This is a genomic window from Nostoc sp., assembly GCF_036919495.1.
Classification (GTDB): Bacteria; Cyanobacteriota; Cyanobacteriia; order Cyanobacteriales; family Nostocaceae; genus Nostoc.
Genome location: NZ_JBALBZ010000132.1, coordinates 24,634 through 40,397 on the forward strand (window position 1 = coordinate 24,634; position 15,764 = coordinate 40,397).

Consider the following 15,764-nt stretch of genomic DNA (forward strand, 5'->3'; position numbering starts at 1 on the left):
GAAGTATCAATGCTTTCTCTAGATTACTTGAGAAATAATATCTATAATTTAAGTTATTTTAATCCCTGATAGGGATTCTTCCAGTTTAGCCGCTAACGTAGCTAACGTATATAATAACACGTTCGGCTACTCCTAAGCAGCGATGAAATTTAGGCTTATGAATAGCGTTAATATCACGTAGCTGCGCCGTAAAATTTGCAGCAAAATAGAAGCTGGTAAATTAAGAGATGTAATTAAAATTTTGTAAAAATGGTTGTAAATTTTCATCACTAGTTCTCAAAAGGCAATGCTATTAATAGGTAGCGAGAAAACTACTTACCCATTCTTTATATTATCCATGTCTAATGCCCATCTCTACTACTGGTCAAATTTAAATTGATGGGTAAGCAAGTTCGTAGTAAGGACTTTAGTTCTTGTTTTTTAAGCACTAAAATTCTTACTACAAACCCTCATAGCTTGGACATTCTACTACCTAATGCTTTTTTCTGCTAACACAGATGGCCCAGCAGTAACAACTACGATTTGATCTGGGTGGAGTAACTCACGAGCCGCTTGATTAACTTGGGTAAGGCTGACTTTATGGATTTTGTCAGTGAAGGAGTGCAATTCTCCTTTATCTAGTCCATACACCTCATTCATCAGAATTCTATCTGTCAATTCCTCTGGGTTTGCCAGGGAAACATTGTAGTTACTGATGAGGGTGCGTTTAGCTGCTTCTACTTCCAGCGCGGTAACGCCTTGTTGATGGATTTGCTGTAGTATTTGGCGGGTGCTAGCGATCGCTTTTCTGCTATCTTCAGGACTAGTTTGCATTTCTATCAAAAATGTGCCTGCATTCTTCCCGGCTTGGAAGGAGCTATAAATTCCATAGCTCAAACCTTGGCGATCGCGCACTTCTGCACCTAGTCTACTAGATAAGGTATCGCCTCCCAAAATCTGGTTCAATACTAAGGCTGCGTGAAACCGAGGATCGTAACGGTTAATACCTGTGTAACCCATATATGTCACAGCTTGGGCTTTACCTGGTAAAACTGGGTTGACACTGAATATTTTCTGTGGCATTAACACCGGAGGATATTTTAATGTCGGTGCTTGCCCGCTAACTTCCCAGTTACCAAACTCATTTTTAATCAGCGATCGCACTTTGTCTAGATCAAAATCTCCCACCAGCGCCAACACTATGGTATCTGGACGATAATGTTTAGCTTTGAAATCAATCACATCTTGGCGCTGAATCTGCTGTAAACTCTCCTCAGTGGGAAAAGTATGTAAGGGATGTTGTTTCGGGTAAATGGACTGAACAAATATTTTTCGGGCTACTTCTGATGGCTCATCTAATTCATGTTGTAAGTCAGTTAAAGTTTGTTGGCGATGCAGTTCTAACTCTTTGGCTGGAAAGGTACTATTTTTCACAACATCCGCCAATATCTCAAGGAGTATCGGCAAATCAAGAGCTAAACTATCACCTTCGATATGCACACCTTCGCGGTAAGAGTGAAAGTCTAAACTCGCCCCTCGTTCTGCCAAGAGTTTGGCAATAGTTAAGTCATCTTTGCTCTTAGTGCCATTTAGCAAATTGTCTGCCACAAAAGCAGCCAGTCCAGCTTTATTCTCAGAATCAAATTCCGTCCCGGCTTGAATGTGACCGCTCAAGGTAACGGTGGGAGTACTATGATCGGGTAACAGTAATAACCGCAGTCCATTAGTAAATTTGAATTCCTGTGGTAATACTTGGGCGATTGCATCTGTAGCCAAATCGACAGGCGGTAAATACTTCATCACCTCAGAAGGAAGCACAGGTACGCCAGGAGAGAAATTCTCTGTAGTTTGGGCTGAGTCTGGTTTATCACCACCTTCTGTTATCTGCTTCTGGGTTGGTTCAAAAAAGCCTACTGTCCTGGCTTCTTTTTTCAGGTATTTGTTAATTACAGTGACAATATCCGTCGGCTTCACCAGACGGACAGCAGCCAAATAGCGGTCTGTGTAGCGATAATCACCAACAGTTGTCTCATCAGTGCCCAAGCGCATTGCTTGAGAAGTGATATCACGGTTACTCAAAATTACATCTGCTGTTAATTGAGTTTTGGCTCGTTCTACTTCTTCAGAGGTTACGCCTTTTTCTGCTACATTAGCGATCGCGCTACTCAACGCTGAGTCAATTTTTTTCAAATCTTGTTTAGAACCAGCCGTCACTAACACCTCATACCAGCCAGATTCTCGCAAACTGGTAACGGAGGCTGTAACCTCACTAGCTAAACCTGATTCCACCAATGCCTGATAAAGTCTAGAATTCCGTCCCTCAGTCAAGATGTAATCCATCACATCTAGCGCAGGCACATCTGGTTGATTTGCATCCGGTAGCGGATACACAACTTGTAACAGCCGCCCTGCTCCCGGTTCTCGCAATATTATGGGGGATGAGGGGGATGAGGGGGATGAGGGGGATGAGGGAGAAATAACTCCTGCCCCCTGCCTCCTGGGTAGTTTGCCAAATGCCTCTTTAACTATTTCCAGGGTATTGGCAGTTTGAAAATCTCCAACAATTACTAAGACGGCATTATCGGGACTGTAAAAATTGCGGTAATATTTTTCTACCTGCTCAATCTCAAATTTCTCGACATCAGCTTTTGTGCCACCTACAGGCAACCCATAAGCATGATTGGGAAACACCGCCTGCATGACGGCGCGGTTGAGGCGATATTCAGGGCTATTTTCGTAACCCTGCAACTCGGAAATTACTACCCGCTTCTCATTCGCCAATTGTTCTGGCTCAATCTGGGAATTTTGCATCCTGTCTGCTTCCAGCACTAAGAGCGCTTTTAGCTTGTTTCGTTCCACAGTACCGTAATATGCAGTTTGATCGTAGCTGGTGAAAGCATTGGAATCACTACCTAAAGCACTAAACAAACGGCCAAATTGAATTGGACGGTTTAGTGTACCTTTAAACATCATGTGTTCCAACTGATGGGCAATGCCATTCACGCCCGGTTCTTCGTTCCGTGAGCCAACCTTGTACCATACCTGCACCGTCACTACTGGCGCAGTATGCACTTCCTTTGTCAGGACAGTTAGACCATTTTCCAGCACTGTCTTACGGACATTTTGTGTCAGTGTTGAGGGCATTATTCTTTTTACTAGCAAGGTTGATTGATATTTTTCTTTGTTAAATATGGCTGCATGTTGGCCATGAGCAGGTTTATTGCTTAACAAAAAAACCGCTACTAGCCATAAGCTTAAAAATAATAATGGCAAAGGATATTTATAAAATCTGGAAAATCCATACATGTATTTAGCAGATTATGTAAATTAAATTAGATAGTTATTTTGGAAAGTGACGATAAGTTTAATCTGTCCAAAAAATCTGTAGCCTCAGTAACAATACAGAAAAACAATATATTAGCAATAAAGGTGATAAAAAAGCTAAATTATGGGATTTTTGCCAGAATCCGAATGAATTCCAGAGGTAAGCCATCGGTATCGGCGATGAAAGCCACTTCGTAAATGCGATCGCCTATTTGCTGTTGTGTAGGTTCTAAAAGTACTTTCAACGGTTGTAATTCTTCGGGTTGACTCTCAGATGCTAGCAATACACGCTCTTGTAAATTTGTCAACCAGCTAGGTAAATCTGGTGTAATTTCAGTTAAATCGAACGATAGATGATAATACCCCACATAATGCTCGTCAGTAAAGGCATCTGGGGCTGGTTTTGGTTCGGGAATTTGGATCAGTTCAATTCTGCCGCCCAATCCTTCCATCCAACAAGCTAGGGTGTAGCCTGTAGTAAAGCGTTCTGAGATTGTAAACCCTAAGTGTTCGTAGAAGGCGATCGCTCGATGAATATTGGCAGTCCGAATAGAAGCGTGGTGCATAATTAGTCCTTAGTCCTTAGTCATTAGTCATTTGTCATTAGTGAATTAACAAAGGACAAATGACTAATAACAAATGACCATTACTCAAACAACCTGAAATAAGGGTAGCGTACAGGGACGCCAGGTTCTTTTTCCAAGTCAAAATTAATTACTTCCCAACAGGGATCATCTGAGGCGTCGGGACTAAACTCCACAGGTAAGCCGTATAAACGCGTAGCACTAGCTTCTGGTTGTCCAGAACGCCAAGGTGTGCTGCGTTCCAAGTAGCCACTCATTAATTCCTGATAGCGTCGAGCAATAATTACTCTTGTTGCTCGAAAGCCTTGGGTATAGAGCTTATCTAATGCTTCGTGAATTTCAAAGCGAATACCATCGGGATGAGTATGCTGTCTATACCATTCATTATTCCACCTCCGCCAATGACGCCCCGATTGCAAATGGATTAACTCTCCATTTTTAGGATTAGCTTCAAACGCGCCATGACGCGTACACAAATAGGTATCTGTTAATGTCAGCGCCGGAATAGTCTGGCGACAATGGGGACACTGTATTTCAGGCCCAAACATCGGGTACTGCAAGCCTGGATTCATCATGAAGTGCGTACAAACATAATTTTGTCTTCACCAGCACTAGTGTATTGTATTATACACTTTGGCTCCACCACTTTGGGTTACTTGGTCACTGTTGCACAGACACGGAGTTGCAGCAGCAACAATGCTCACTAGTGTTTTCCTCACTGTAGAGGCTTGACGCTGTGATATCCTAGTTGTGCAACCAGCCTCAAAGGTTGGAGTTTCTCCAGTGTTCCTGGGTACCATATTCATATTCTATCGTGTCTACCGCTTCTTACTGGACATCTCCTGATTTTTCTCAAGCTGCCTTCATCGCAGCCAACGCTGCTGTTATGGGTTCGGTAAATATAGCAGCAGGTGTAAGCATTTGGTATGGAGCAGTGGTTAGGGGAGATGTGGAACGCATTGAAATTGGCGAATGCACAAATATTCAGGATGGTGCAATTTTACATGGCGATCCTGGTTTTCCCACAATTTTAGAAGATCATGTCACTGTAGGACATCGCGCTGTGATACATTCCGCTTACATTGAGCGTGGAAGTTTGATTGGCATAGGCGCAGTGATTTTGGACGGGGTAAGAGTGGGCGCTGGTAGCATTATCGGTGCTGGTGCAGTGGTAACTAAAAATATACCGCCTTTGTCCCTAGTTGTCGGTATTCCTGGCAAAATATTACGCCAAGTAACAGAGGCTGAAGCCGCAGAACTGATTGAACACGCTAAACGTTACCAAAAATTAGCTTTAGTTCATGCTGGTAAGGGTACTGATATTGGTTTTAGCAAGGTTTAGGGAATGGGGAGTGGGGGGATGAGGGAGATGAGAGAGCAGGGGAAGCAGGCAAAAAATAACTAATTCCCAATGCCCAATTCCCAATAATTTAATCATTCTTTACATATCTACTTGGAAAAGTTGCCCACTTCAGCTAAAAATAAAAATGAGAGCAGTTGACAAAACTTTAATTTCTACTTAAGAGAGGGGTTCTAGATATGGATATCGATTACCGTATAGCGATCGTTTTAGCACCAGTTGTCATTGCTGCTAGCTGGGCAGTTTTTAATATTGGCGCTGCGGCTTTAAGACAAATTCAAGGCTTTTTGGATAGAGAAGCTTAAATTCATTAATGGGGCATGGGGCATTGGGCATTAGGGATTGGGCATTGGTTATTTCTCCCTTATCTCTCTTATCTCCCTCATCCCCCCACTCCCCACTCCCCACTCCCTTCCTTGAACATCGATTCTGTAATACAACCCCTGCAACGGTTTGGCGTCCATCTGGGACTCGATCGCATCCTCAACCTTTTAGCAAACCTTGGTAATCCTCATCACCAAGTCCCGGTAATTCATGTTGCTGGCACTAATGGTAAAGGTTCAGTCTGTGCCTATCTTTCCTCAGTACTTACTGAGGCTGGTTATCGTACAGGACGTTATACTTCACCCCATTTAGTCGATTGGACAGAACGTATTTGTTTGAATGAACAGCCAATTTCCTCTGAGGAATTAGGGCAATTATTAGAAAAAGTCCAAGCTGCAATTTGCCCTGAAGACGAATCGGCAACTCAGTTTGAAGTAATTACGGCGGCTGCTTGGTTATATTTTGCCCAGCAGCAAGTTGATGTGGCTGTGATAGAAGTCGGACTAGGAGGGCGCTTAGATGCTACTAATGTTTGTCTAGAACCCCTCATTACGATCATCACTTCCATCAGCCGAGAACACTGGCAGCAACTTGGCCCTACTGTTGCTGACATTGCTAGAGAAAAAGCTGGTATCCTCAAACCTGGATGTCCCGTTGTGGTTGGAGCATTGCCACCACAGGCAGAGAAAGTTGTGCGATCGCGTGCTTTAGAATTACAATGCCCGATTTTTCTGCCTCAACCCGCTCGTCAAATCTCTACAGGATGGGCAGAATATCAAAATATTCAAAATTCAAAGTTAATTAAATACCCTTTGCCATTAGCGGGACAAATTCAATTAGCAAATTCAGCTTTGGCAATAGCAGCTTTAGAAATTCTCCAAGAACAGGGTTGGCAGATTTCTGAAGAAGCCATAACTAAGGGTATGGCAAAAACTAAGTGGCCCGGGCGGATGCAATGGGTTACTTGGAAAAACCATAAATTATTACTTGATGGCGCTCATAATACCGCAGCTGCCGAAGTTCTTCGCCAGTATGTCGATAGCTTAGACGCAGTTAACCATGAGCCAGTCAATTGGATTATGGGAATGTTTTCTGATAAGGATCATGCTGATATTTTTACCGCCTTACTGCGGCCAGGCGATCGCCTTTTTTTAGTACCAATACCAATAGAATCTTGGGCAGGTAGAACTTCTGCTGATTTAGACTACTTAGCAAACCTAGCTTACAGCATTTGTCCCGAATTAAGCGATCGCCAAATCCATCCAGATTTATTCACAGCACTAGAGACTGCAACCTCAACCGCTACCACAGACGATTTAATAATTGTGTGTGGTTCCCTTTATTTAGTAGGCGATTTTTTAGCAAAAGCTATATCTATAATTTCACTACAATGATTGTTGCAAAGACTTAAGCCTTTCTTATACATGTAAGAGTATTTGTTACAAAGGTTAAAGTAATTGCAGCAAATGATTATACATTTCTTGCAAAGACTTAAGCCTTTCTTATACATGTAAGAGTATTTGTTACAAAGATTAAAGTAATTGCAGCAAATGATTATATATTTCCTGCAAATACTTAAGCCTTTCTTATATATGTAAGAGCATTTGCAGCAAATGTTCAAAGTTGAGAGACTGATACCATTTATTTTTGAAGATGCGCCTACAGGATTTAGGCGCATCTTCAAGCTGTAGCAGCAATTCATGTAGACGCAAACGCGAGTGCGTTTGGTAGAGAAGCGGCTTAAGACAGGTGTTGGTGTATCATCACTCACACAAGTAATTTAACGTGAATCTGGCAATGATACTCTCATCGGTGGTGCTGGCAATGATACTCTTGTCGGTGGTGCGAGTGCTGACAGCTTCCTTTACAATACCAATGCTGTTGGTGTAGATACCATTACGGACTTCAACAGTTCTGAAGGTGACAAGATTGTACTGGATAAAACTATATTTAGCGCTATTACCTCTGCTGCGGGAAATGGTTTTTGTAACAAGAGTGATTTTGAAGTCACTAATTTGGCAGGGACTAGCACAGCAAAAATTGTCTACGATTCTGTGAATGGGCAGTTGTTCTACAACCAAAAGGGCAGCGCGGCTGGTTTTGGTAGCGGTGGTCTATTTGCGACTCTAACTGGTGCGCCAAACCTCACGGCATCTGATTTTGTGTTGCAAGCATAGTTTGTCCAAGACACCCTTTCGCAATAGACCTCTTGCAAAAGTCCCTAATACCCCACCCTCAACTCCCCTTGCTAAGGCTACGGTGTACACACAAGTAGAATTACCCCCCTTAATCCCCCCGATGTATTGGGAGAAACAGTAAATTTAGTTCCCTCCCCTTTATAAGGCTACGGTGTACACCGTAGCCTTACAGCGCTTCCGGCTATTATGCAATACAGTTTTCCTCTTGCCCCTCCCTCTCCTATCATAGCTTTCAGCTTTGAGGATGTACCTCATAGCCGCCGGAAGTGCTGTATAAAGGGGAGGGTTAGGGTGGGGTAAAACCTTGGTTAATTTATGCAAGAGGTCTAATAAGTCCTACATCCATTTTCCGCCCCAAAATTCTTATATTTAGCTATTTTTCATTTGTCTCCTAACTCTACCTTTGATCCCACTCCTGCGCCGCATCTTCTACAGCTTTATCTACAGTCTTCTGCCCTAACATTGCTGCTTGCAAGTTTTCGTAAACCGCCTTTTGCAGTTTGTTGAAATCCTTCAAGGTAGGTGTTAAGCTTTCTGCGTGTTGCAATTCTTTAGCACTCATAACTCGCGCTTTTTCTATTATTGAAGCATTAGCTGGAACATCTTTAAAGTAACTATCAGATAATGCTTTGATTGTAGAAGGTAAGACATTTGCAGCTTTAGCAAAGGCTAACTGATTTTCGTCATTGGTGACAAATAAAGCAAACTTAACAGAAGCATCCGGTTGTTTGCTATTGCGGGGAATAACCATATTCATCACCGCGACATTTTTTTTCCCTGTGTCACCAGTGAGTTGAGGTGCTATTCCTGTAGCTTCAGAAATTTTCGGGGCATTATTAGCGATCGTTTTCAGAAACTCTGGACCAGAAGCTAGAAACGCAGTCTCTCCAGATTGGTATAAATCGATCGCGTGGCGATGTCCTTGGGTCAAAGCTTCTTTAGGAAGTAAGCCTTTTTTATACAAGTCTACCCAATACTGAAACGCTGCCTTACCTGGTGCTGAATTAAACGCGGCTTTCCCTTGAGCATCTATTAAAGTGACACCCATTTGCACGAAAGATTCCAGCACTTCACCAGAATCTTGCGGTACGAAAGTTACAAAAAAGGCATATTTACCAGTTTTATCTTTAATTTGTTGCGCTGCTTGTGCCAATTCTGCGTAGGTTGCAGGCGGTTTATTGATACCTGCCTGTTTTAATAAATCGGTGTTATAAATGGTTAGCCGTGTGGTGAGATACCAGGGAATCCCAAAACTCTTGCCATTAAGCGTACAAGATTCCCAGATATTCGGTAGATAGGAGGAACGTACATCGTTTGTGACTTTTGCATCTAAATCTAACCAGGCATTTCGCCCGGCAAGTTGGGAAGCAAAACCCGGATTTAGGTTAACTACATCAGGTGGCGTTTTTGCTGAGACAGCTGTTAAAATTTTGTTCTCCATCGCCGCCCAGGGTACATCAACCCAGTTAATCTTTATACCCGGATTTTGCGATTCAAAATTCGCAATTAGGTTTTTGAAGTAGTCGGTAAATTGAGGTTGGAGTTGCATCGTCCAAAACTCAATAGTTGCCGCCCCTGAAGTAGCCTGTTTTGTACCTGTACCAACATTACTTGTGCTGCAACTTACAATCCAACTAGTTAATAGGCCAAGTAGTGCCAAAGCAATAAGTTGTTTAAATTTTCGCAATTGAATCATTTTCCCAGTATTTTTACGCTTGCTCAGTGTGAAAAGCTTAGATCAGAATTGTCGAGATTATAGGCTAAATAAATTACCTGTAGAGACGTAATATATTACACCTCTACCCACAACAAATTTAAATTTTCAATTTAGCAGTCCATCGGGCACAACTGTGGTAAAAAGCTTCAAAAGTCTGTTTGGCAAATCAAAAAAAGGGGTCGGCATTGAACTTGCTCCCGAAAGGGTGAATGTAGTTCAGCTACGCAAGCAGGGTCAAGGCTTGAAGCTAGAAACCTTTACATCGGTAGCAGTTCCAGAAGGCGTAGTTACCGATGGTCAAATCACCGACCCCGCAGCAATGGCGCAATTAATCCAACAGGCGCTAACTGAGAGCAAAATCAAAACTTCTCGCGTTGCCACTGGTGTACCAGGACGAGATTCCATCGTTCGGATCATACCAGTGCCAGCAGAGTTAGATGATAAAGAACTGCGAGAAATGGTTCTCAACCATGAAGCAGGTTTATATTTACCCTATCCTCGTGAAGAGGCTGATGTAGATTATCAGAAACTTGGGTACTTTGTAGATGAAGATGGCATTGAAAAAGTACACGTACTTCTAGTTGCCACCCGTAAGGAGATAACGGATACATATATCAGTACATTCGAGCAGGCAGGATTACAAATCGATGTCTTAGAAATTAACAGTTTTGCTCTGATTCGAACTATTCGTGAGCAATTGCGACAATTTGGGCCGCAAGAAGCAGCAGTACTAGTTGATATAGAGTTCGACAGTACAGAAATCGCCATCATCGTTAACGGAGTGCCGCAATTTTCGCGCACAGTGCCAATTGGGACTTATCAAATGCAAACTGCCTTAGCAAGGGCAATGAGCTTACCCACATCACGAGATATGGAACTGTTACACGGAATGGTGATTCCCCAAACTTCTCTAGATGGAGGGAAAACCGGGGTTACTGAAATCAATCCTGGTATGGCAGGCATATTGAGAGTATTGGGAGAACTAACTGATGAACTGCGCCGTTCCATCGATTTTTACCTCAATCAAAGTGAAAATTTGGAAGTAGCACAGATTATATTAGCTGGCCCAGGAGGTGGACTCCAACAGCTAGATGAATTATTTACCCAACGATTGAGCTTGCCAACTACCCAAATAGATCCAATCGGGGCTTTGTCCTTGGAGGTTGACACTGAGAAATATCCACAGGTGCAACGCTCTGGCTTGGCGATCGCACTTGGTCTAGGAATGCGGGAGGTGTAACAAAATGTACAGCCTAGATGTTAACTTTCTTAAAGATCGCCCAGCATATCAAAAAAAGCCTGAGAGATCGGGAGGAATCTCCCTAAAGTTTCCTACGGGGGATTTGACACTACTGTATGCGGGAGTTGCAGTAGGTGTAGTCCTTCCAGCTTTATTGGGAATTGCTTGGTGGTTGTTGCAAGGGAAGATTGTTGAATTAGATGGTCAAATCGCACAACTAGACCAAGAAAGCAAGAGGTTAGATACAGAAATAGGAAATATTAATAAAATCAAAGACGAGACGAAGGCAGTTAAAGGGGAAACCCAAGCTTTAGTCACTGTATTTGATCAAATTCGACCTTGGTCAGCAATGCTGCAAGATTTGCGCGATCGCATTCCAGCAGCAGTGCAAATTAAGACCATCAGGCAAACCCCACCCATTCCGGCAGAGGCAGGGCAGCCACCAACCAATCCTGCTGGAGGATTACAAATTATCGGATTGGCTCGTTCTTTTAACGATGTCAATGATTTTTTATTGAGTCTACAACAGTCTCAATTCTTAAAGCCCACAGAAAGCAGAATTGTAACGGCAACGTTAGTAGATGCTCCCTTAACTCCAGGTGTGAGTCAACTTGCTACTGGTGTAACAATTAAGCCGCCACAAGTAGTTGAATACACTATCCAATCGAGTATGAATGATGTTCCAGCTTCGGAATTAATCCGCGAGTTAGAGAAAAAAGGCACAGTGGGACTAGTGGCTCGAATTCATAGTATGCAACAAACAGGAGTCATTTCAAAATGACGCTGAGTGATGATTTAAATTTTGCCGAACAAGGTGGGGAATTCGATCAGGAAACGCCAGCATCTCCCGTGCTATTTGGTATTGCCTTCACACCAAAAATTATTGGGATCTTAGTGGGGATAATTGGTTTAGCAGGAGCAGGTTATATATTGTTAAACCTGCTGATGCCAGCTTTGGAAAGCTATCAGCAACAGCAAGCCAAAACCTCTGAATTGCAAGGTCAAATTGAGCAAAAAAAAGCCAGTATAAAAGAAATTGGCAAAGTTAAAGACGAGCTAGCACAAGCAAAACAGCAAAAAGTTCAGGTTTTAGGTTTATTCGCAAACGAAAAAAGCTTAGATACATTGCTGTTGGATATAAACCGCTTAATTGACTCTGGCAATACTCCAACTTCTATGAATGTAGTGAGAGCCAAACTGAAGAAATTTGTGCCAGTTTCGCAAAAACCAGAACCAGTTACCGATGGAACTCTAGGGCTACAGGTTGACGGTAAGCTGCAACGCAGCAATATCAATGCCGAAATTACAGGAACTTATGAGCAAACACAATCGATAATTCGTAACATTGAGCGTTTACAGCCTTTGTTAATAGTTAAAGATTATCAATCAACTTTGGCTCCAGTAGAGTCAAAATCCGAATTGGATAAAACACCGATGCTGGTAGGTCCAGCAGCGATTAATACATCATTCCAGTTACAGGTATTGATGCCACTTACTCCAGAAGAAATAGCAGCAGCAGCCGCAGCTAAAACTGCTCCGAAAAAGTAGTTAGGAGTTAGGAGAGTTAGGAGTTATAAATTGCGAGTTAAGAGTTAAGAATTACAAATCATCATTTATAACTCCTAACTATTCACTCGTAACTGCTTTTTCTCAACTTCTCAGAATTTGTAAACAAGGTTTTATAAGGTGAGGAATGAACTGTGAAACAGCTTCACGGTAATAGTTTTATATTAGGTACTGCCGCTTTTGTATTTTTGGCAGCTCAACCAGTTTGGGCACAAATTAGTCAAATTACTAATGTACAGTTAAATCCAGTTAATGGTGGAATTAATGTTGCCTTGAAAACTTCTTCCGGGTCGCGCCCCCAAGTTTTCACTACAAAAAGAGGCAAGGCTTTAGTCGCAGATATTATAAATACTCAATTACGATTACCACAAGGTAAGAGTTTTCGTCAAGATAGTCCAGCACCAGGAATTGCATCTGTTGAGGTTAATCAGCTTGATGCCAATAGTATCCGGGTGACGGTAATGGGCAGTAACAATACACCTAGCAGTCAACCTGTGGTGCGATCGCAAAATGGAATTACACTCAGCTTTAGCCCATCGTCAGGCACTATAGCATCAGTACCAACGCCAACAGCCCAAACTTTCACAGCACCGCCTGCTACGACTCCAGCCCAACCTGGTCAAAAGCCAGGGGTTCTTGTTCCTAACCCGGAAGTCACCATTGACGGACAACCCGCACAAGCTGCTGGGCCAGGTCAACCTGTGAGTCAGGCTCCACCTTTCTTACCTAGAGCCGTCGCCCCACCAGTGGGAGATATCGCCATTTCTAATACTGATGCTTCTCCTAGCATCATTGACTTAGGAACTCAGGAACGTGTACCCCGTTTAGTATTGCGAGATGCGCCGGTGCGTGAGGTTTTGTCACTGCTTGCCCGTGCCGCTAATTTGAACCTGGCTTACGTGGGAAGTGAGCAAGCTGCTGGAGGTCAGCAAGCTGCTGGAGGTCAGCAAGGTGGCGCTGCACAAGCAACCTCTCAAACAATCTCCCTAGACATAGAAAACGAGCCAGTGCAAGATGTGTTTAACTACGTCTTGCGCTTGAGTGGTCTAGAAGCTAATCGCAGTGGTCGTACAGTTTTTGTAGGGGCTAAACTACCTAATGCAACCCGTGACATGGTTATGCGTAGCCTGCGACTCAATCAGGTAACAGTGGGAGTGGCCCTGAATTTTTTGGTCGGCTTAGGAGCAGAAAGCGCCGTCAGTCGCGAACGACAAGTTACCAGCGTTAATGCTGTGCCTGTTGGGGCTGGATCTCCTCCTATTACCCAAACTCTGACGACAACGGAAAACATAGTTGAACCTCTACGCGTTGATTTTAAAGACTCTAGCCCATTACTGAGAGGTTTACAGGCATTAGGAGATGAGCGCACCAATTCTGTCACCTTAATTGGCTCTCCCCGGCTAGTTGAGGTGGCAATGGCTCAACTAACTCAGCTTGATATCCGCCGTCGTCAAGTAGTAGTCAACGTCAAGATTATAGATGTTAATCTCAATAACATCCAGGACTACAACACTAGCTTTTCTTTTGGGATTGGCAACAACTACTTTAGCAGTGATGGTGGTGCAGCGTCTTTTAATTTCGGCGGTTCCAGACCAGCTACTAGTGCTGAAGCGAGAAACAGTGTGACTCAGACGCCTACTATTACAAATCCCCTTACAGGAACGCCATTCTTGAGCCAAAATGGTACTTTTACAGTTCCAAATGGAGGCTCAGGCGTCAGAGTCATACAAGACGGGGTACTCACACAAAACACACCAGGCGATGCGACTTTCCTGCAACCAATTTCTCCAGCAAACAGCAATCCAACTACCCCTGGTCTTACAACTTTTACTCCAGGAACACCAGACACAGTAACAATTACTACTGATCCTACAACTGGAAGACAAACTGCTAGTTATGCACAAGGCACTCGTGCAACAGCCGGATTCACTTTGCCAAGTCTTTACCAATTCCCCAAACGTCTTCTCACTAGTTTGCAGGCTCAAGTTACAAATGGCAATGCCAAGATTTTGACTGACCCAACCTTAATTGTGCAAGAAGGTCAGCAGGCTCTTATCAACCTGACTCAAGAAGTAGTGGGAAATATAACTCTCCAAACAACGGATACTTCTGGTGGTTCTAGGACAGAAAGAACAATTCAGAAGCAAAACGTTGGCTTAACCTTGAACGTGAAAATTGAGCGGATTGACGATAATGGTTTCGTTTCTCTATCGGTTGCTCCTACTGTCAGCGCTCCTTCAGGCACAACAGATACAGGAAATGGAAGTATTACTTTAGTGTCTCAGCGCTCCCTTACTTCTGGCTTAATTCGCTTACGAGATGGTCAGACACTAATTCTGTCAGGCATCATTCAAGACCAAGACCGGACAAATATCTCCAAGATCCCTATTTTGGGTGATCTCCCCCTTATTGGTGCGCTGTTTAGAAGTACAAACAGATCCAACCAGCGTAATGAGGTGATTGTATTACTCACACCTCAGATTATGGATGACTCTGAGAATTCCTCCTACGGCTATAACTACACTCCCAGCCCAGAAGTGCGGCAAATCCTTGAGCGTCGCGGCTTAAAGCTTCCTGGCAAGTAATAAAGATAATGAGCAGGTAAGTTACCTCTGGCAAAAACTCAGATCCCCGACTTATTAAATAAGTCTGGGATCTTATTTAGTAGGATTAAGTTTAAATGTCATTCTACAATAAAAATACCGAATCACAATAGAAGTAACAGTAGTGGGTAAATGCCGAGAAAGCCCTTGAAATATATGGATATAGGTTTGTAGCCCAGTCAGCTAACAAAAATGGGAAATACTCTTATGACAGCATTTACATTAAACCTCAATTCTGTAATTAAACTGACAAGAGAGCAGTTTTATCAATTGTGTGAAGAAAACCCCGATTTAAAATTAGAACGCAATGCCCAAGGAGAGTTGATTATAATGCCACCTACGGGAGGAGAAACAGGAAAAAGTAATTCTACTATTAACGCTCAAATATGGTTCTGGAACGATCAAAATCAATTGGGCGAAGTTTTTGATTCATCAACTGGATTTACTTTACCTTCAGGGGCTGACCGTTCTCCAGATGTTTCTTGGGTGGAAAAATCTCGTTGGGACGCTTTGACTAAAGAACAAAAAGAAAAATTTATTCCCTTATATCCTGATTTTGTAATTGATATACTTTCGCCTAATGACAGCTTGAAAAAAACTCAGAACAAGATGCAAGAGTATATCGAAAATGGTTGTCGTCTAGGTTGGTTGATCAATCGAAAAAAACAGGAAGTAGAAATTTATCATCTAGGACAAGATGTGGAAGTTTTAAAATTTCCTCAAACTATTTCCGGGGAAAATGTTTTACCTGGTTTTGTACTCAATATACAACAAATTTGGTAAAAGGTTCGGTATGGTTCAAAAATTTTGACTTTTGACTTTTGACGCCTCTTTAACTAACATTTTTTAGTAGGGTAAAACAATAAGTA

General features: G+C 42.7%; 13 protein-coding genes. 9 read left to right on the top strand and 4 right to left on the bottom strand.

Annotation, left to right across the window (positions count from 1 at the left end; genetic code table 11):
* Positions 1-468: 468 nt before the first annotated feature.
* The 3 genes from V7K25_RS18245 to V7K25_RS18255 all read right to left on the bottom strand — a co-directional run bounded on the left by V7K25_RS18245 (position 469) and on the right by V7K25_RS18255 (position 4,459).
* Positions 469-3,285 (bottom strand): M16 family metallopeptidase, encoded by a 2,817-nt coding sequence (locus V7K25_RS18245; protein WP_335159933.1) that lies wholly within the window; start codon positions 3,283-3,285, stop codon positions 469-471.
* A gap of 140 nt (positions 3,286-3,425) precedes the next feature.
* On the bottom strand, positions 3,426-3,869 hold the full coding sequence (locus V7K25_RS18250) for a VOC family protein (RefSeq protein WP_335159934.1): 444 nt from the start codon (positions 3,867-3,869) through the stop codon (positions 3,426-3,428).
* 80 nt (positions 3,870-3,949) lie between these two features.
* Entirely contained in the window at positions 3,950-4,459 is a 510-nt protein-coding gene (locus V7K25_RS18255; RefSeq protein WP_442948099.1) for a TIGR02652 family protein, read from the bottom strand.
* A 242-nt stretch (positions 4,460-4,701) separates the two neighbouring features.
* Between V7K25_RS18255 and V7K25_RS18260 the strand changes: the two genes are divergently transcribed.
* From V7K25_RS18260 to V7K25_RS18275, 4 genes are all read left to right on the top strand, one after another.
* Positions 4,702-5,229, top strand: coding sequence for a gamma carbonic anhydrase family protein (locus V7K25_RS18260; RefSeq protein ID WP_335159936.1), 528 nt, complete (start codon positions 4,702-4,704; stop codon positions 5,227-5,229).
* Between the two features lie 197 nt (positions 5,230-5,426).
* Positions 5,427-5,552 (top strand): photosystem II protein Y, encoded by a 126-nt coding sequence (locus tag V7K25_RS18265; RefSeq protein ID WP_012411301.1) that lies wholly within the window; start codon positions 5,427-5,429, stop codon positions 5,550-5,552.
* 111 nt (positions 5,553-5,663) lie between these two features.
* On the top strand, positions 5,664-6,965 hold the full coding sequence (locus V7K25_RS18270) for a bifunctional folylpolyglutamate synthase/dihydrofolate synthase (protein WP_335159937.1): 1,302 nt from the start codon (positions 5,664-5,666) through the stop codon (positions 6,963-6,965).
* A gap of 621 nt (positions 6,966-7,586) precedes the next feature.
* On the top strand, positions 7,587-7,748 hold the full coding sequence (locus tag V7K25_RS18275) for a hypothetical protein (RefSeq protein WP_335159938.1): 162 nt from the start codon (positions 7,587-7,589) through the stop codon (positions 7,746-7,748).
* 418 nt (positions 7,749-8,166) lie between these two features.
* Here V7K25_RS18275 and V7K25_RS18280 read toward each other — a convergent pair whose 3' ends face one another.
* The gene (locus V7K25_RS18280; RefSeq protein WP_335159939.1) at positions 8,167-9,465 is read right to left on the bottom strand and encodes an ABC transporter substrate-binding protein; all 1,299 of its coding nucleotides are present in this window, start codon (positions 9,463-9,465) and stop codon (positions 8,167-8,169) included.
* Positions 9,466-9,619: 154 nt separating this feature from the next.
* On the opposite strand from V7K25_RS18280, the gene pilM reads away from it, so the two are divergent.
* The 5 genes from pilM to V7K25_RS18305 all read left to right on the top strand — a co-directional run bounded on the left by pilM (position 9,620) and on the right by V7K25_RS18305 (position 15,678).
* Positions 9,620-10,726: a type IV pilus biogenesis protein PilM gene (pilM, locus tag V7K25_RS18285; RefSeq protein WP_335159940.1), complete on the top strand. Its 1,107-nt coding sequence runs from the start codon at positions 9,620-9,622 to the stop codon at positions 10,724-10,726.
* A gap of 4 nt (positions 10,727-10,730) precedes the next feature.
* On the top strand, positions 10,731-11,507 hold the full coding sequence (locus V7K25_RS18290) for a PilN domain-containing protein (RefSeq protein WP_335159941.1): 777 nt from the start codon (positions 10,731-10,733) through the stop codon (positions 11,505-11,507).
* Complete coding sequence (locus V7K25_RS18295) at positions 11,504-12,274, top strand: pilus assembly protein PilO (protein ID WP_335159942.1); 771 nt, start codon at positions 11,504-11,506, stop codon at positions 12,272-12,274. Before V7K25_RS18290 ends, V7K25_RS18295 begins: the two co-directional genes overlap by 4 nt.
* A gap of 152 nt (positions 12,275-12,426) precedes the next feature.
* On the top strand, positions 12,427-14,877 hold the full coding sequence (locus V7K25_RS18300) for an AMIN domain-containing protein (protein ID WP_335159943.1): 2,451 nt from the start codon (positions 12,427-12,429) through the stop codon (positions 14,875-14,877).
* 225 nt (positions 14,878-15,102) lie between these two features.
* A complete protein-coding gene (locus V7K25_RS18305) occupies positions 15,103-15,678 on the top strand; it encodes a Uma2 family endonuclease (protein WP_335159944.1) in 576 nt (191 codons plus the stop codon).
* Positions 15,679-15,764 lie beyond the last annotated feature (86 nt).